Genomic DNA, 17577 nt, shown 5'->3' with positions numbered 1-17577 from the left:
GCCCCCACCGGGGCTGGGACCGGGGCCGGGGCCGGAGTCAGGATCGCTTCCGGAGGTAGGTTCGCAGGGTGAACGCCGAAGCCCCCGACACCTCCGTCGAGACCCCCGCCGACCCCGGACGCATCGTCCTGCTCACCGCCAGCCACCGGGTCGCGCCCGGCCTGCTGTCCTGGCCGGCCTGGCAGACCCTGCACGCCGCCGACCGGGTCCTGTGCGCGGATCCGGACCAGCCGCAACTGCCCTACCTGCGCGAGGCGGGCGTACGCGTCGAACACGCCGCGCCCACCGCGGACGAACTGGTCGCGGACTGCGCGGGCGGCCGGACGGTGGTCGTCCTGACCGGCGGCGAGGGCAACGCCCCCCTCACCGACGGCCTGGCCCGACTCGGGGGCTCGGGCCGGGTGGCGATGCCGGACCTGGAGCTGCTCCCCGGCTCGTACGACCTGCCGGGCGCCCGCCTCCTCGACCTGGTCCAGGTCATGGACCGGATCCGCCGCGTATGCCCCTGGACCTCGCAGAAGACGCACCGGGGCCTCGCCAAGTACGCCATCGAGGAGGCGTACGAACTGGTCGAGGCGATCGAGGACGGCGACCGGGACGAACTGCGCGAGGAACTGGGCGACGTCCTGCTCCAGGTCGTCTTCCACGCCCGCATCGCGGAGGAGGATCCCGACGAGCCCTTCGCCATCGACGACGTGGCGGGCGGCCTCGTCGAGAAGCTGATCCACCGCCACCCGCACGTCTTCGGCGACGAGACGGCGGAGACCCCCGAGGACGTCCACGCGCACTGGCTGCGCACGAAGGCGATCGAGAAGCAGCGCACGTCGGTCACCGAGGGCGTCCCCCTCGGCCAGCCCGGCCTGGCCCTCGCCGCGAAGCTGGCGAGCCGCGTCCGCACGGCGGGCCTCACGGTGCCCCTCCCGACGGGCGACACCATCGGCTACGACCTCCTCGCCCTGGCCGTCGCCGCCGAGGCGAACGGCACCGACCCGGAGGCCGCCCTGCGCGCGGCGGCCCGCGCGTACCGGGACGCGATCGTGGCGGCGGAGGGCGGGGCGGGTTAGTACGGTGACTCCAGGGGCTTGACGAGGGGCGGGGGTTGGGCGTGGCCGAGGACCGGGAAGCGCCGGACGGCACGGTGGCGGGCGTGGGCAACTCCGTCTCGGGCGGCGGATTCCACGCCCCGGTCGTCCAGACCGGGACCTTCAGCGGCGGCGTGCACACCTACTACGGGCCGCCCGCCCACTCCTCCCTGCCGCCGGTCCCGGAGTGGCCGCAGCTGGGCACGGCGGAGCCGATCGCCCTCGGGGTGCGGCGGACCCGACGCCTGCCCGGAGAGTCACCGCTGCCGCCGTACGTGGAACGGGACTGCGACCGGGCGCTGGGATCCCGGGTCCGCGAGGCGGTCAGCTCGGGCGGTCTGGTGGTGGTGACCGGGGCGCCGCTCTCCGGTAAGACCCGGACGGCGTGGGCCGCCCTGTTCAGCAATCTGTCGGGCACGACACGGATCTTCGCCCCGTCGCCCGGGGCGGATCTGCGGGGCCTGCCGGCACTGTTGCGCGAGCGGGGCGAGCAGGTCTGCGTCCTGTGGCTGGACGACCTGGAAGGCCATCTGGGGGAGCACGGGCTCACCACGGCCGTTCTCGCGGAGCTCGTCCGGCTGCGCGTGCCCGTGCTGGCCACGATGGACGACGGGGCGTACGACGCCCGTCGCTTCGGTACGGCGGACCGTGCGCGGGTACTGAGCGGGGCGGAACCGGTCGAGTTGCAGCGGGAGTGGAGCGAGAGCGAGCTGGGGCGCCTGGCCGCTTCGGACCAGGAGCCCCGCTTGCGGGCCGCTGCCGCACGGCACGGCGTACACACCGTGCCCGAGTACCTTGCCGTCGGCCCCGAACTCTTGGAGGAGTGGCGCCGGGCGCGTCGGCCGGACGCCCACCCGCGCGGCCACCTGCTGGTGCGGGCGGCGATCGACCTCGGCCGGTGCGGGGTCTCCCGTATCTCCGCGCGGGCGCTCCTCAACGCGCAGGAGCTGTATCCGGAGGAGGCCGCGGCGGCCGAGGCGGAGTCCTTCGAGGACGCGCTCGCCTGGGCCGCCGACATCCGGCACGGGGTGACCGGGCTCCTGTCCCTGGTACCCGGGGTGCGGCCGGCCGCATGGTCCGTCTTCGGATCGCTCGTCGCGGACGTGGAGGGACGGCCGGACGCCCCGCCCGTACCGACCGGCATGTGGAGCTTCGCGTTCGTCGTGGCACCCGACAAAGGTGAGCGCTGGGCGGTGAGATGGCGCGCACACGAGGAGCTGGTGCCCCTGGCCGACACCGACCCGGAGATCCCCGCGTTGCTCGGTCACATCAATGCCGTGATGGGCGACGTCGAAACCGCCATGCACTGGTTCCGCAGGGCGGCGGATGCCGGGCACGCCGAATCGGCGGCGGACATCGGCCAGCTGTTGATGGGGCGCGACCCGGAGGCGAGCCGGTACCTGGAGCAGGCCGCCGAGGCCGGCGTCGTACGGGCGCAGTACCAGCTGGGCATGCTGCTCGCCGGCCGAGCGCAGAGCTGGCTGACCCGGGCGGCGGAGGCCGGCCACACCACCGCGGGGCAGGCCCTCCCCGCACTGCGCACGGTCACCGACACCCCGCCCGATAACGTCAAGGCGTGAACGACACCCCCGCCTGCCCCCACAGCGCCACCCCCGAAAGCGGCCCCGAACTCTTCACCTGGGAGTTCGCCACCGACCCCTACCCCGCCTACGCCTGGCTCCGCGAGCACCGCCCCGTGCACCGCACCGCCCTGCCCAGCGGGGTCGAGGCCTGGCTCGTGACCCGGTACGGGGATGCCAGGCAGGCGCTCGCCGACGCGCGGCTCTCCAAGAATCCGGCCAACCACGCCGAGTCGCCGCACGCCAAGGGGAAGACGGGGATCCCGGGGGAGCGCAAGGCGGAGCTGATGACGCATCTGCTCAATATCGATCCGCCGGACCACACCCGGCTGCGCCGGCTCGTGTCCAAGGCGTTCACCCCGCGCCGGGTCGCGGAGTTCGCGCCCCGCGTGCAGGAGCTGACGGACCGGCTCATCGACGAGTTCATCGAGAAGGGGCAGGCCGACCTCATCCACGACCTCGCCTTTCCGCTCCCCATCTACGCCATCTGCGATCTGCTCGGCGTCCCGCGTGAGGACCAGGACGACTTCCGGGACTGGGCGGGCATGATGATCCGGCACGGTGGCGGGCCGCGGGGCGGGGTCGCGCGGTCGGTGAAGAAGATGCGCGGCTATCTCGCCGAACTCATCCACCGGAAGCGGGAGAACCCCGGCGACGACCTGATCTCCGGGCTGATCCGGGCCAGCGACCACGGCGAGCACCTCACGGAGAACGAGGCGGCCGCGATGGCGTTCATCCTTCTCTTCGCCGGGTTCGAGACGACCGTCAATCTGATCGGGAACGGGACCTACGCGCTGCTGCGCCATCCCGAGCAGCGGGCCGGGCTGGAAGCCTCGCTGGACGCCGGGGAGAGCGCGCTGCTGGCGACCGGGCTGGAGGAACTGCTCCGGTTCGACGGGCCGGTCGAGATGGCGACCTGGCGGTACGCCACCGAGGCGCTGACCCTGGGCGGCGAGGAGATCGCCGCCGGGGATCCCGTCCTGGTGGTGCTGGCGGCGGCCGACCGCGACCCGGAGCGGTTCGCGGATCCGGACACACTGGACCTTGCGCGGAGTGACAATCAGCACCTCGGATACGGGCACGGCATCCATTACTGCCTGGGGGCGCCGCTGGCCAGGCTGGAGGGGCAGACCGCGCTGGCCACGCTGTTGAGACGCCTCCCTGACCTGCGACTTGCGGGAGAACCTGACGATTTGCGCTGGCGCGGCGGGCTCATCATGCGTGGACTGCGTACGCTTCCGGTCGAGTTCGAGCCGGGCAGCCGCTCCGAAAAAAGTGACACGCTGTCAACTCTGTGACTTTCACGTGATCTGCGCTGCATCGACTTGTGACACACGTTCGAGTCCCGCTAGGTTCACGGTTCGACGCGTCGGTCGCACGTTGCCCATGCGTCACTTGTGCGCCGACGCAGGCACGAAATCCCGCTGCGCGGCGCTCAGGTCACTCGCTTGTCAGTCGCACGGAAGGCATACCCATGGGCTCCGCGAACGGCAGACACCGCCGCCCTCGCCAGGCACCCGCCATCGTCGTCGCCGCAGGTGTGACGGGATCGGCCATCGCCATCCCGCTGCTCGGCGCGAGCGGCGCGCACGCGGCCGAGGCCTCCACCTGGGACCGGGTCGCGGAGTGCGAGAGCGGCGGCATGTGGAGCGCCGACCTCGGCAACGGCTACTACGGCGGACTCCAGTTCTCGCAGGAGACCTGGTCGGCGTACGGCGGCACGGCGTTCGCGCCCCGCGCCGACCTTGCCAGCCGGTCGCAGCAGATCTCCGTCGCCGAGAAGGTCCTGGACGACCAGGGGCCCAAGGCGTGGCCCAGCTGTGCGGTGATCTCCGGCCTCGCGGTGGACGGCAGCCTGCCGGGCGTCGACCCGGGCACCTCGCCGGCTCCCGACCCGACGAGCACCCCGACCGACGAAGCGGACGCACCCGACGAAGCGGATGAATCCGGCAAGTCCGGCGAGGCCGACAAGTCCGGTAAGGGTGAGAAGAAGGACGAGAAGGAGAGCGACGGTACGGGGGAGGGGAGCGAGACCCCCGACTCCTCGGTGACGCCCACCACCCCGCCGTCCTCCGAGGCCCCCGACGCCACCGACCCCTCCGGCGCCCCCGACGCCTCGACCGGCGAGACCGGCACGGACGGCAAGGGCGGCAAGCACCGCGGCGCCCCCGCGCCCGAGGAGGCCGACGGCGGTCAGGACGACGGCCCTCGTGGGTCCGGCCGGCACGCCTCGCGCGGTGACGGCGACGCGCGCGACGGCGGCGCGGCGGGCGCCGGTGCGTACACGGTGCAGCCCGGCGACAACCTGTGGGCCATCGCCGACGCCCAGGAGCTGCCCGGCGGCTGGACCGGTCTGTACGAGACCAACAAGGACCTCCTGGGCTCCGACCCGGACCTGATCCTGCCCGGCCAGAGCCTGGACCTGGGTCTGGGTCAGGACGCGGAGCAGAGCGGGGAACAGGGCGCGGACCAGGGTGCGCCGGAAGGTGCCGAGGCGCCCGCCGCCAACTGATTCAATTCGGGCGAAAACGCCCGGGAAAATCAGGCAGTTCAGAGACCTATGTCCACTTTTGCGGAAGTGAGACATGGGTCTCTTTGCTTCAACTGGCGCGTCTCGCCCGGCCGGTCCGCGCGTATCGCCCCCGACCTGCGGAAATGCCCCATCAGTCGCGGTGAGTTCGAGTTGATTGCCCCCTATGTCCATCTTTGAATGTCGGGGTTGCCTGTGTTTACGGTCGGAGCCGCTCGCACCGCGGGCCCCGTCGACCGTCACGCCGAATCCTGCCGTCGGTCGAAGGGAACAGACGCGTAAAGCGCCGTAGGCAGGAGCGGGGGACCCAGGTAGGCCGCCGGGTCCGCACAGCCCCTCCGGGGGGTGTACGGGACCGGCTTGGGGTGAAGTCGCACGCAGCACCGTGCGACCGGGCAACTCATCAGCCCGAACCCGACAGCTCACCTCGTAGGCGTCGGTGAGGAGATTCGTTCCATGCTGCTGAACAGCAAGGGCAAGCACCGCCGCCCGTCCAAGGCCACCCGTATCGCTACCCTCGCGGGTGTCACCGGTGCCGCCGTCGCCGTCCCGCTGATGGGCGCGACCAACGCGTCCGCCGCCTCCGTCGAGACCTGGGACGCCGTCGCCCAGTGCGAGTCCGGCGGCAACTGGTCCATCAACACCGGCAACGGCTACTACGGCGGACTGCAGTTCTCGCAGTCCAGCTGGGCCGCCGCCGGTGGTACGCAGTACGCCGCGCGTGCCGACCTGGCCTCCAAGGACCAGCAGATCGCCACCGCCGAGAAGCTCCTCGACCTTCAGGGCCCGGGCGCCTGGGCCTGCGCCGGCGCCGGCGGCCTCACCAACGACGGTGTGGACCCGGGTGTGAACACCGGCTCCGGCCAGTCCGAGAGCAAGCCCGAGCAGGCGCAGCCCCAGCGCCAGGCCGAGCAGCCCACCACGCGCTCCGAGCAGCGCGAGGCCCCCAAGGCCGAGAGCAAGAAGACCGTCACCACCCCGACCGGCGAGAAGGTCAAGAAGGGTGACGGCGAGTACAAGGTCAAGGCCGGCGACACCCTGAGCAAGATCGCCGAGAAGGAGGGCGTCAAGGGCGGCTGGAGCAAGCTCTTCAAGCTCAACGACGACATCGTCGAGGACGCCGACCTGATTTTCCCGGGTCAGCAGCTCCACCTGAAGTAGACGCCGCATCTCCTCCCCGGAGGAGAAGCGTCCGGCGGCACTTCTCCTCGCACGGCTTCCCGGCCCGACGCGCTCATCCCCCAGCGCGCCGGGCCGGGTTCTTCGTGGGTGGAGGCCCGGGAGGGGTGCGGTTGCGTTCACCTCTTGTCGGCAACACGTGTTACCGCTCAGTAGATATCTAGAGTTTTGTCCCGTTACGCCGGTCCTTGGGTCCTTTTTCGTCCCAGGAGACGGGCGGTCGGCCGGTCGACGCGGCCGGGCCGGATAGGCTCGGGTCGCAAGGCCACAGTGACCCTGCACAACCAGTGTCAGATCCCAGAAGGAGATGCCTCGTGCCGTCCATCGACGTCGTCGTAGCCAGGGAAATCCTCGACTCCCGGGGCAACCCCACGGTCGAGGTCGAGGTTGGCCTCGACGACGGCAGCACGGGCCGTGCTGCTGTTCCGTCCGGCGCCTCCACCGGCGCGTTCGAGGCTGTAGAGCTTCGCGACGGTGACCCCAACCGCTACCAGGGCAAGGGCGTCGAGAAGGCCGTCCTCGCCGTCATCGAGCAGATCGGCCCGGAGCTCGTCGGGTACGACGCCACCGAGCAGCGCCTCATCGACCAGGCCATGTTCGACCTGGACGCCACCGAGAACAAGGCCTCGCTCGGCGCGAATGCCATCCTCGGCGTCTCGCTGGCCGTCGCGCACGCCGCATCCGAGGCGTCCGACCTGCCGCTCTTCCGCTACCTCGGCGGCCCGAACGCGCACCTGCTGCCCGTTCCGATGATGAACATCCTGAACGGCGGCTCGCACGCCGACTCCAACGTGGACATCCAGGAGTTCATGATCGCGCCGATCGGCGCCGAGTCCTTCTCCGAGGCCCTGCGCTGGGGCGCGGAGATCTACCACACGCTGAAGAAGGTCCTCAAGACCAAGGGCCTGTCCACCGGACTCGGCGACGAGGGCGGCTTCGCCCCGAACCTGGAGTCCAACCGCGCCGCCCTGGACCTCATCGTCGAGGCCATCAAGGAGGCCGGCTACGTCCCGGGCCGTGACGTGGCGCTCGCGCTCGACGTCGCCGCGTCCGAGTTCTACAAGGACGGCGTCTACGAGTTCGAGGGCAAGTCCCGCTCGGCCGCCGAGATGACCGAGTACTACGAGGAGCTCGTCTCCGCGTACCCGCTGGTCTCCATTGAGGACCCGCTGTACGAGGACGACTGGGCCGGCTGGAAGGTCATCACCGACCGCATCGGCTCCAAGGTCCAGATCGTCGGCGACGACCTCTTCGTCACCAACCCCGAGCGCCTGGCCCGCGGCATCGAGGAGGGCTCCGCCAACGCCCTGCTCGTGAAGGTCAACCAGATCGGTTCGCTGACCGAGACCCTGGACGCCGTCGAGCTGGCCCAGCGCAACGGCTTCAAGTGCATGATGTCGCACCGCTCCGGCGAGACCGAGGACGTCACCATCGCCGACCTCGCCGTCGCCGTGAACTGCGGCCAGATCAAGACCGGCGCCCCGGCCCGTTCGGACCGCGTCGCCAAGTACAACCAGCTGCTGCGCATCGAGGAGATCCTCGACGACGCCGCGGTGTACGCGGGCCGCTCCGCCTTCCCGCGCTTCAAGGGCTGACCCGTAGTCGCTGGCAGGTAGCCTCCGCCCGTCCCCGCACCCGGTCCCGTACCGTGTGCGGGGACGGACGTATGTGATGGGGAGGCGGGAGACATGGCCGGCAAGGACCGCGACCGGTTCTCCACCGCGACCAGGCTGCGCCTGCTCGGCGAGCAGACCGCGGCCCGCGTGTACCGATCCCAGAACCGCCGCCAGGCCCGCCGCTCCCGGCTCACCGGCCGGGCCGCGTTCCTGGCGCTGGTGGTCTGCTCCCTGGTGGTGGCGCTCGCCTACCCGATGCGGCAGTACGTCTCCCAGCGCGACGAGATCGCCGAGCAGGAGCGGCTCTCGCAGCAGGCGGAGCGGCGGACCGAGGAGCTGCGGGACGAGAAGGCGCGGCTCCAGGACGACGCGTACATCATGCGTCTGGCCCGCCAGCACCTGCACTACGTCCTGCCCGGGGAGACCGCCTACACCGTGGCCGACCCGGACGCGGCCGAGGACCGGCGCGGCGAGCCCGGCGCGAGCGACCGCCCGTGGCACGCGAACCTCTGGGACGGCGTGGACAGCGCCGACCGTGCCGACCGCGACTGACCGACCGAACCCGTACGTACCTCCGTACGTTCCTGTGTACGTCCACCTCTACGAGCTTCCGAGCAGAACCAAGGCAGGCATGGAAACGCCCCCTCCGCAGACCGAGTCCACCAAGCCCACCGACGCGGACATCGCCGCGTTCGAGCAGCAGCTCGGCCGCCCGCCGCGCGGTCTGCGCGCCATCGCGCACCGCTGCCCGTGCGGCAACCCGGACGTGGTGGAGACCCAGCCCCGTCTGGAGGACGGCACGCCGTTCCCGACGACGTACTACCTGACCTGCCCCCGGGCGGCCTCGGCGATCGGCACGCTGGAGGCCAACGGGGTCATGAAGGAGATGACGGCCCGTCTGGAGACCGACCCGGAGCTGGCCGACGCCTACCGGGCCGCGCACGAGGACTACATCACCCGCCGCGACGCCATCGAGGTCCTGGAGGGCTTCCCGAGCGCCGGCGGCATGCCGGACCGGGTGAAGTGCCTGCACGTCCTGGTCGGCCACTCGCTGGCAGCCGGCCCCGGGGTCAACCCGCTGGGCGACGAGGCCATCGCGATGCTGCCCGAGTGGTGGGCCAAGGGCCCGTGCGTCACGCCGTGCGCCGTGGACGCGGAAGGCCCGGACGCGTGACCCGGGTCGCCGCCGTCGACTGCGGTACGAACTCGATCCGGCTCCTCGTCGCCGACGTGGACCCCGCCACCGGCTCCTTCACCGAGCTGGACCGGCGGATGACGATCGTCCGGCTCGGCCAGGGCGTCGACCGGACCGGCCGGCTGGCCCCCGAGGCGCTGGAGCGGACGTTCGCGGCCTGCCGCGAGTACGCCGCCGCGATCGGGAGGCTGGGCGCGGAGCGGATCCGTTTCGTCGCCACCTCCGCCTCCCGCGACGCCGAGAACAGCGCGGAGTTCGTGGCCGGGGTCCGGGACATCCTGGGCGTCGAGCCCGAGGTGATCACCGGCGACCAGGAGGCGCAGCTCTCCTTCGACGGGGCCACCAAGGAGCTGGCGGGCAGCGACCATCTGGCGAAGCCGTATCTGGTCGTCGACATCGGCGGCGGCTCCACGGAGTTCGTCCTCGGCTCGGACCGGGTGGAAGCCGCCCGGTCCGTGGACATCGGCTGCGTACGGATGACGGAACGTCACCTCGTCGTGGACGGGGCCGTGATGGACCCGCCCAGCCATGAGCGGGCCGCCGCGATCCGCGCGGACATCGACGCCGCCCTCGACCTCGCCGAGCGGACCGTGCCGCTCACCGGGGCCGGCACCCTCGTCGGCCTCGCGGGCACCGTCACCACGGTCGCCGGGATCGCGCTGGAGCTGCCGGAGTACGACTCCGCGGCCATCCACCACTCCCGGATCTCCCGCGGCCAGGTCCGCGCGATCACCGAGCACCTGCTGCGCTCCACCCACGACGAGCGTGCCGCGATCCCCGTGATGCACCCCGGCCGGGTCGACGTGATCGGCGCCGGGGCGCTCGTCCTGCTCGCCGTGATGGAGCGGACGGGGGCCCACGAGGTCGTCGTCAGCGAGCACGACATCCTGGACGGCATCGCCTGGAGCGCCGCGTAGGCGACGGTCCGGACGGTGCGGGCGGGCAGCCCTCGGGCTGCCCGCTCAATCGCACCGTCACCTGCACCGTTGAGCCCGGATCCGCCCCTCTGGGCCGCCCGGGCGACCTCTCCGGGGACACGCCGCGAGAAACTTCGTGAAGTTCTTCACAAGGAATTGGGCCCTCTTGGTCGCGGTTCGGGCCCGTAGGGCCGGAACCGGCCGCGCCGGAGGCCGTGCGGAGGTGTCGCGTCCGTGTTCCGAGAGCGTTGCGCCCGCGTGAAGAGGGGCGGTGGTTCACCCGGTCCGCAGGGTCAAGGGCCAGCTCACAAGCGGTGAACAACGTTTCCCGCGGTGTCGTGGTTCCCTTTCGTACCCATGACCTGGGTCACGCGGGCGGCGAAGTGTAGCAGAGGGTCGGTCAATCCTTGTGAAGGGGCTCACGAGCACCCCCCTGGGGCGGGGTGGATACTCGATGGCATGAGCACCACGGAGCGTCCCAGGATCCTCGTTGTAGGCGGTGGGTACGTAGGCCTGTACGCAGCTCGTCGCATTCTGAAGAAGATGCGATACGGAGAGGCGACCGTCACGGTCGTCGACCCGCGGTCGTACATGACGTACCAGCCCTTCCTCCCCGAAGCTGCCGCCGGCAGCATCTCGCCTCGGCATGTCGTCGTCCCGCTGCGACGCGTGCTGCCCAAGGCTGAGGTTCTCACCGGTCGTGTCACGACCATCGATCAGGACCGCAAGGTCGCCACGGTCGCGCCGCTCGTCGGCGAGGCCTACGAGCTGCCCTTCGACTACCTGGTCATCGCGATGGGCGCGGTCTCCCGCACCTTCCCGATCCCCGGCCTCGCCGAGCAGGGCATCGGCATGAAGGGCATCGAGGAGTCCATCGGACTGCGCAACCACGTCCTGGAGCAGCTGGACAAGGCTGACTCCACGACCGACGAGGACGTCCGCCGCAAGGCGCTGACGTTCGTCTTCGTGGGCGGCGGCTTCGCCGGCGCGGAGACCATCGGCGAGGTCGAGGACATGGCCCGCGACGCGGCGAAGTACTACACCAACGTGAAGCGCGAGGACATGCGCTTCATCCTGGTCGACGCCGCCGACAAGATCCTTCCCGAGGTCGGCCCGAAGCTGGGCGCCTACGGCAAGGAGCACCTGGAGAGCCGCGGCGTGGAGATCTACCTCTCCACCTCGATGGACTCCTGCGTCGACGGCCACGTGGTCCTCAAGAACGGCCTGGAGGTCGACTCCAGCACCATCGTGTGGACCGCCGGTGTGAAGCCGAACCCGGCGCTGGCCCGCTTCGGCCTGCCGCTCGGCCCCCGCGGTCACGTGGACACCTCGGAGAAGCTCCAGGTGCAGGGCACCGACTACATCTGGGCCGCGGGCGACAACGCCCAGGTGCCGGACCTGGTCGGCCGCCGCGCCGGCAACCCGAACGCCTGGTGCCCGCCCAACGCCCAGCACGCGCTGCGTCAGGCGAAGGTCCTCGGCGACAACGTGATCTCCGGCATGCGGGGCTTCCCGCAGAAGGAGTACAGCCACGCCAACAAGGGTGCGGTCGCCGGTCTCGGCCTGCACAAGGGCGTCGCGATGATCGTCATGGGCAAGGTGAAGATCAAGCTCAAGGGCCGTCTCGCCTGGTACATGCACCGCGGCTACCACGGCATGGCCATGCCGACCTGGAACCGTAAGATCCGGATCTTCGCCGACTGGACGCTGGCGATGTTCCTCAAGCGCGAGGTCGTCTCGCTCGGCGCCATGGAGACGCCGCGCGAGGAGTTCTACGAGGCCGCCAAGCCGGCCCCGGCTCCGGCCGCCGCCAAGGCCGAGGGCGAGAAGGCCAAGGCCTCCTGACCCCTCGGTGACCCGCTCCGCGAGGAGCACCCCGTACGACGCCCGAAGGGGCCGTCCGCCATCCGTGGTGCGGACGGCCCCTTCGGCGTATCCGGTGATCCGCCCGGACCGGGACCGCGACCGGGGCGATGGCCCGTTCCCGCCCATGTGGATGGCGCATACACGCGTTTTGCCGATTCGTTGCCCGGTAGCGGGATGACGGAGTGTGCGAGGAGAGTTGACGCAGGTGTACCTCGCCGCCGCACCGGGGTGTCGCGACGGGGCTACGAGCATGTCCGTTGCCTGTGCTTGTTGTGCTTGTCGGGGAAACACCACGGAGGTGTGCGCCATGGCAGACGCCGCGTCGCGGCTGACCGCTCTTGCCGAGGAGTTGCTCTCGGAACCCCTGCCGGTCCGGATCCGGGCCTGGGACGGCAGCGAATCGGGGCCGCCCGGAGCCCCGGTCCTCGTGATCCGCCACCGCCGCGCCCTGCGGCGGATCCTGTGGAAGCCCGGCGAACTGGGCCTGGCCCGCGCCTGGGTGGCCGGGGAGATCGACGTCGACGGTGATCTGTACGAGGTCCTCGACCGGATCGCCGGGCTGCTCTGGGACCGGGGCGCCGACGCCAAGGACTCCGTCCACCCGGTCCGCGACCCCAAGGTCCGCGCCTTCGCCCGCGGCCTGCTCGACCTCGCGGGCCCCTGGCCGCCGCCCGCCCCGCCCGCGGAGGAGGTGCGCCGCCGCACCGGGCCGCTGCACACCAGACGCCGCGACAAGGAGGCCATCAGCCACCACTACGACGTCGGCAACGACTTCTACGCCCTGGTGCTCGGCCCCTCCATGGTCTACTCCTGCGCCTACTGGCAGGACGGCGGAACCCTGGAGGACGCCCAGCGCGACAAGCTCGACCTGGTCTGCCGCAAGCTCGCCCTGAAGGACGGCGACCGGCTCCTGGACGTCGGCTGCGGCTGGGGCTCGATGGCCATCCACGCCGCCCGCCACTACGGGGCCCACGTCACCGGCATCACCCTCTCCCAGGAACAGGCCGCCCACGCCCGCAAGCGCATCGCCGAGGAAGGTCTGACCGACCGCATCGAGATCCGGGTCCAGGACTACCGCGACGTCCGCGACGGGCCGTACGACGCGATCTCCTCGATCGGCATGGCCGAGCACGTCGGCTCGGTCCGCTACCGCGAGTACGCGGATGACCTCTACGCCCTCCTCAAGCCCGGCGGCCGCCTCCTGAACCACCAGATCGCCCGCCGCCCCGAGAAGGACGAGGACGCCTACCGCATCGACGCCTTCATCGACGCGTACGTCTTCCCGGACGGCGAACTGGCCCCGGTCGGCCGCACCCTGGCCACCCTGGAGGAGGCCGGCTTCGAGGCCCGGGACGTCGAGGCGCTGCGCGAGCACTACGCGCTGACCCTGCGCCGGTGGGTGGCCAACCTGGAACGCCACTGGGAGCGGGCGGTACGCGCCACCTCCCCGGGCCGGGCCAGGGTCTGGCGGCTGTACATGGCCGCCTCCGCGCTCTCCTTCGAGCACAACAAGATCGGCGTCAACCAGATCCTCGCGGTGCGCCCGCTGGACGGCGGCTCCTCCCGGCTGCCGCTGCGCACCCGCAGCTGGACGGAGCCCGCCGCGGACACGGACACGGTTACGGCCGTGGACCCGGACGCCTGACCCGTATCCGTACGGCAACGGGCGAGGGGCCGGTGCACCGCTTCCAGCGGTGCACCGGCCCCTCGTCGTGTCCCCTGCGTCCCGGCCCGGGACCCGTGACTACTCCGTCTTGATCGCCGTCAGCATGTTGAGCTTCGCGGCGCTGCGGGCGGGCCACAGCGAGGCGAGGACGCCCACCAGGCCGGCCAGGAGCAGGAAGATGCCGAGCCGGTCCCACGGGATGACCAGGGCGTAGCCGGGGATGTCGCCGGACAGGGTCCGGCCGATCGCCCAGCCGAGGAAGACGCCCAGGCCGACCCCGATCACCGCGCCGAAGACCGAGATGACGACGGCCTCCAGACGGATCATCCGCTTGACGCGGCCCCGGTCGAGACCGATCGCGCGGAGCATGCCGATCTCCTGCTGCCGCTCGAACACCGACATCGCGAGGGTGTTGACGACCCCGAGGACCGCGATCAGCAGGGCCATGGCGAGCAGCCCGTACATGATGTTCAGGGCGGTGTTGATGAAGCCGCCGAACATGTCACGGATGTCCTGCCGGTCCATGACGCTCATCGCCGGGTTGTCGCCGAGCGCGTCCACGATGGACTGCTCGTTGGCCTGGCTCGCGCCGCCGTCCGTCTTGATCCAGATCTCGCGGATCTCGGGGCGGGTGGACGCGCTGTGCTGGTCGGCCAGCTGCTTCGGGATCACGAAGGGCGAGAGGAACTCGTTCTCCTCGTAGGTCGCCCCGATCGTCAGCTCGCCCTTCTTCTCGTCGTCGAACTTCACCGGGAGGGTGTCGCCGGTCTTCCAGCCGTTCGACTTCGCGGTCTTGGAACCGACCGCGACCTGGCCGTCCTTGAGCGAGGCCAGCGAACCGGACTCGGTGGTCAGCGAGAAGACCTTCTCCACATCGCCCGGGGTGACGCCCGAGGCCGAGTGGTGCTCGCCGTCGACCTCGAACCAGGCGGCCTGCTGCGGGGAGAGCGCGGAGACGCCGTCGGCCTTCGACAGGGCGGTGAGCGCGGACTCGTCCAGCGAGTCGCCGCTGGCCATCGTGACCATGTAGTCGGCCTTGATGTTGTCCGTGGTCATCTTGTCGATGGCCTGGCCGAGCGTGACGCCGAGCACCGAGATACCGGTGACCAGGGTCAGCCCGATGGCCAGCGCGGAGGCGGTGGCTCCGGTGCGCCGCGGGTTGCGGACCGCGTTCTGCGAGGCCAGCTTCCCGGAGACGCCGAACACCTTCTTCAGCAGCGGCCGGACCAGCGCGATCACCGGGCGGGAGAGCAGCGGGATCAGGATGATGACGCCGATCAGGGCGAAGAACGCGCCCGCCGCGACCAACTGCCGGCCGGAGGTGCCGCCGCTCGCCGCGCCGCCGACGATGCCCGCCGAGCCGAGCAGGGCGATCACACCGCCGATCGAGTTCCGTACGACGAGGGACTTGACGGAGGCGGTGGCGTGGACGCTGCTCATCGCGGCGACCGGGGCGATCTTCGCGGCCCGGCGGGCGGGCAGCCAGGCGGCCAGCACGGTGATCAGGATGCCGACCGCGAAGGCGGAGATCACGGCCGTCGGCGAGACGACCAGCGGACCGGCCGGGATCTTGCCGCCCATGACGCCCATCGCGGAGCGCAGACCGGTGGCCAGGCCGAGACCGAGGGCGAAGCCGATGACGGAGGCGAGCGCGCCGACGAAGGCGGCCTCCAGCAGCACCGAGCGCTTCACCTGGCGGCGGGTGGCGCCGATGGCACGCATCAGGGCCAGCTCACGGGTCCGCTGGGCGACCAGCATGGTGAAGGTGTTGGCGATGAGGAAGATGCCGACGAACAGCGCGATGCCCGCGAAGGCCAGCAGCATGGTGTTGAGGCCGTTCAGCCCGGACTCGATGTCCTTCGCCTGCTGCTCGGCCAGCGCCTTGCCCGTCTGCGCGGTCGCGTCCTCGGGCAGCAGGGGGGTGATCTCGTCCAGCAGCTTCTGGTCGGAGACGTCGCCCGCCGCGGTGACCGTGGCGTCCTTGAAGACACCGGGCTTCAGGTAGAGCTGCTGGGCGGTCGCGGTGTCGAACAGCACGAGGCTGCCGCCCGCGTTGACCGCGCCGTCCTCGGTGGTGAAGATCCCGGCGAGGGTGTACTCCTTCACCGGCCCGTTGGTGGCGACCCGCACCGGGTCGCCGACGCGGTACTTGCCCTTCTCCGCGGTGTCCTTGTCGAGGGCGACCGCGCCGTTCTTCGCCGGGCCCGAGCCGTCGGTGAAGACGTACTGCGTGTCCTTGCCGTCCTTGCCGGGGGCGAAGTTCGCGCCGGTGTTGGACCAGCCGTTGCCGATCAGCTTGCCGTCCGGGTCGGCGACCCCGGCGAAGCCGGAGACCCGGCCGGTGGCGGAGGCGACGCCGTCCAGGCCCCGGATCTTCTCCAGGGTGGCCTCGTCGATGCCGGGGTTCTTCTCGTCGTCGCCGGCGTACGTCTCCACGGAGACGGCGACGTTGTCGTAGCTCTTGGCGGACTGGTTGCGGAAGGCGTTGCCGAGGGTGTCGGTGAAGACCAGGGTGCCGGAGACGAACGCTACGCCGAGCATGACGGCGAGCACGGTCATCAGCAGCCTGGCCTTGTGCGCGAGCACATTGCGCAGGGCGGTACGGAACATGTCTGTGTGTCCTGTGATGGGTTCCGGAAGGGGGTCGGGGACGCGGCGGGGCCTCGGGTGTGAGCCTCGGGCCCCAGGCGTCAGCTCGTGCGGCCCTTCGCGTCGAACGCCTTCATCCGGTCGAGGACCCGGTCGGCGGTCGGCTCGATCATCTGGTCGACGACCGCGCCGTCCGCGAGGAAGATGACCCGGTCCGCGTAGGAGGCGGCCACCGGGTCGTGCGTCACCATCACCACGGTCTGGCCCAGCTCGCGCACCGAGTTGCGCAGGAAGCCCAGGACCTCGGCGCCGGAGCGGGAGTCCAGGTTTCCGGTCGGCTCGTCACCGAAGATGATCTCGGGCCGCGCGGCCAGGGCGCGGGCCACGGCGACGCGCTGCTGCTGGCCGCCGGAGAGCTCGGTCGGGCGGTGCTTCAGCCGCTCCGAGAGACCGACCATGTCGATGACCTTCTGGAGCCACGCGGCGTCCGGCTTACGGCCCGCGATGTCCATCGGCAGCGTGATGTTCTCCAGCGCGGTGAGCGTCGGCAGCAGGTTGAACGCCTGGAAGATGAAGCCGATCTTGTCCCGGCGCAACTGCGTGAGCTGCTTGTCCTTGAGCGTGGACAGCTCGGTCTCGCCGATGCGCACCGAACCGCTGCTGAAGCTGTCGAGCCCGGCGACGCAGTGCATCAGCGTCGACTTGCCGGAGCCCGAGGGGCCCATGATCGCGGTGAACTCGCCCTGCGGGAAGTCCACGGTCACCCGGTCCAGGGCGACGACCTGCGTCTCGCCCTCGCCGTAGACCTTCGACAGCTCCGTGGCGCGGGCGGCCACCGTGGTGGCGCGGTGAACGGTGGGGGTGGTGGTCACAGGGACGCTCCTGGTTCGGTGATGCGGATGAGACGGGCCGTGCTGAGGCGGGCGCTGACGCCATGCCTCGGGGACTTACTCCATCCTTACGTCCCGATCGCGCCGGGTCGTCACTCCCGATGCCCGTTCCCGGGGCCCTCTTGAGTCGCATCGCAGGCGTGGTTCCGTCCTCCTCGGGTATGACACCGACCCTGACCGGAGTCGTGGCCGTCGCTCCACGGTCACCCGGTGTGAGCGCGTACGGACGGCTGTCGCGGAGCCTTCGCGGCGGCGGGCGGGCCCTTCCGGAGCAGCGCCGGACCCGGGCGGCGGGCCGCGCCGGACCCGAGGGTGGCGGACGCCCTGGCGCGGCCTGGCGCGGACCTGGCGCGTTGGGCCGTACGAGTGCGGCGACTTTCCGTCAATCCCGTGCGGTGCGCGGACCGCCCATGATCGGCCGCGGGCTTGTGGTCAGCCCGCCCCGATGTGCTGACGGACCCTCAAAC

The 17577-nt window shown here is 71.1% G+C and carries 13 protein-coding genes and 1 riboswitch; of the genes, 11 read left to right on the top strand and 2 right to left on the bottom strand.

What is annotated here, in order from left to right:
- Positions 1-68: 68 nt before the first annotated feature.
- From KV381_RS13695 to KV381_RS13645, 11 genes are all read left to right on the top strand, one after another.
- Positions 69-1064: a nucleoside triphosphate pyrophosphohydrolase gene (locus KV381_RS13695; RefSeq protein WP_218785286.1), complete on the top strand. Its 996-nt coding sequence runs from the start codon at positions 69-71 to the stop codon at positions 1062-1064.
- Positions 1065-1105: 41 nt separating this feature from the next.
- Entirely contained in the window at positions 1106-2662 is a 1557-nt protein-coding gene (locus KV381_RS13690; RefSeq protein WP_218785285.1) for a tetratricopeptide repeat protein, read from the top strand.
- Positions 2659-3960 (top strand): cytochrome P450, encoded by a 1302-nt coding sequence (locus KV381_RS13685; protein ID WP_218785284.1) that lies wholly within the window; start codon positions 2659-2661, stop codon positions 3958-3960. Before KV381_RS13690 ends, KV381_RS13685 begins: the two co-directional genes overlap by 4 nt.
- Before the next feature lie 176 nt (positions 3961-4136).
- Positions 4137-5174: a transglycosylase family protein gene (locus KV381_RS13680; protein WP_030086175.1), complete on the top strand. Its 1038-nt coding sequence runs from the start codon at positions 4137-4139 to the stop codon at positions 5172-5174.
- A 292-nt stretch (positions 5175-5466) separates the two neighbouring features.
- Positions 5467-5643: riboswitch (cyclic di-AMP (ydaO/yuaA leader) on the top strand.
- Positions 5644-5648: 5 nt separating this feature from the next.
- A complete protein-coding gene (locus tag KV381_RS13675) occupies positions 5649-6353 on the top strand; it encodes a transglycosylase family protein (protein ID WP_030086173.1) in 705 nt (234 codons plus the stop codon).
- Positions 6354-6685: 332 nt separating this feature from the next.
- On the top strand, positions 6686-7966 hold the full coding sequence (gene eno, locus KV381_RS13670; RefSeq protein ID WP_030086171.1) for a phosphopyruvate hydratase: 1281 nt from the start codon (positions 6686-6688) through the stop codon (positions 7964-7966).
- A 93-nt stretch (positions 7967-8059) separates the two neighbouring features.
- A complete protein-coding gene (locus KV381_RS13665; RefSeq protein WP_030086169.1) occupies positions 8060-8539 on the top strand; it encodes a septum formation initiator family protein in 480 nt (159 codons plus the stop codon).
- 79 nt (positions 8540-8618) lie between these two features.
- A complete protein-coding gene (locus KV381_RS13660; RefSeq protein ID WP_030086167.1) occupies positions 8619-9161 on the top strand; it encodes a DUF501 domain-containing protein in 543 nt (180 codons plus the stop codon).
- Positions 9158-10099 carry a Ppx/GppA phosphatase family protein gene (locus KV381_RS13655; protein WP_030086165.1) on the top strand — a complete coding sequence of 314 codons (942 nt, stop codon included), beginning with the start codon at positions 9158-9160 and terminating at the stop codon, positions 10097-10099. The genes KV381_RS13660 and KV381_RS13655 overlap by 4 nt, the downstream gene beginning before the upstream one ends.
- Before the next feature lie 459 nt (positions 10100-10558).
- The gene (locus KV381_RS13650; protein ID WP_030632879.1) at positions 10559-11944 is read left to right on the top strand and encodes an NAD(P)/FAD-dependent oxidoreductase; all 1386 of its coding nucleotides are present in this window, start codon (positions 10559-10561) and stop codon (positions 11942-11944) included.
- Between the two features lie 328 nt (positions 11945-12272).
- Positions 12273-13610, top strand: coding sequence for a cyclopropane-fatty-acyl-phospholipid synthase family protein (locus tag KV381_RS13645; RefSeq protein ID WP_086777813.1), 1338 nt, complete (start codon positions 12273-12275; stop codon positions 13608-13610).
- Positions 13611-13709: 99 nt separating this feature from the next.
- Here the strand turns inward: KV381_RS13645 and KV381_RS13640 are convergent, their stop codons facing one another.
- Together KV381_RS13640 and KV381_RS13635 are read right to left on the bottom strand one after the other, a co-directional pair.
- Positions 13710-16241: an ABC transporter permease gene (locus KV381_RS13640; RefSeq protein ID WP_030086159.1), complete on the bottom strand. Its 2532-nt coding sequence runs from the start codon at positions 16239-16241 to the stop codon at positions 13710-13712.
- Positions 16242-16321: 80 nt separating this feature from the next.
- Complete coding sequence (locus tag KV381_RS13635) at positions 16322-17092, bottom strand: ABC transporter ATP-binding protein (protein WP_030632882.1); 771 nt, start codon at positions 17090-17092, stop codon at positions 16322-16324.
- Positions 17093-17577: the final 485 nt, after the last annotated feature.

This window comes from Streptomyces sp. WY228, assembly GCF_019287315.1.
GTDB classification, from domain to species: domain Bacteria; phylum Actinomycetota; class Actinomycetes; order Streptomycetales; family Streptomycetaceae; genus Streptomyces; species Streptomyces caviscabies.
The sequence above is the reverse complement of the archived record's forward strand: the minus strand, read 5'-3'. Positions and strand labels throughout refer to the sequence as shown.

What these genes read in the sequence shown, in the direction of transcription:
- KV381_RS13680 (WP_030086175.1), top strand. Translation starts at nt 4,137, where the DNA reads ATGGGCTCCGCGAACGGCAGACACCGCCGCCCTCGCCAGGCACCCGCC.
- KV381_RS13675 (WP_030086173.1), top strand. Translation starts at nt 5,649, where the DNA reads ATGCTGCTGAACAGCAAGGGCAAGCACCGCCGCCCGTCCAAGGCCACC.
- KV381_RS13665 (WP_030086169.1), top strand. Translation starts at nt 8,060, where the DNA reads ATGGCCGGCAAGGACCGCGACCGGTTCTCCACCGCGACCAGGCTGCGC.
- KV381_RS13660 (WP_030086167.1), top strand. Translation starts at nt 8,619, where the DNA reads ATGGAAACGCCCCCTCCGCAGACCGAGTCCACCAAGCCCACCGACGCG.
- KV381_RS13650 (WP_030632879.1), top strand. Translation starts at nt 10,559, where the DNA reads ATGAGCACCACGGAGCGTCCCAGGATCCTCGTTGTAGGCGGTGGGTAC.
- KV381_RS13645 (WP_086777813.1), top strand. Translation starts at nt 12,273, where the DNA reads ATGGCAGACGCCGCGTCGCGGCTGACCGCTCTTGCCGAGGAGTTGCTC.
- KV381_RS13640 (WP_030086159.1), bottom strand. Translation starts at nt 16,241, where the DNA reads ATGTTCCGTACCGCCCTGCGCAATGTGCTCGCGCACAAGGCCAGGCTG.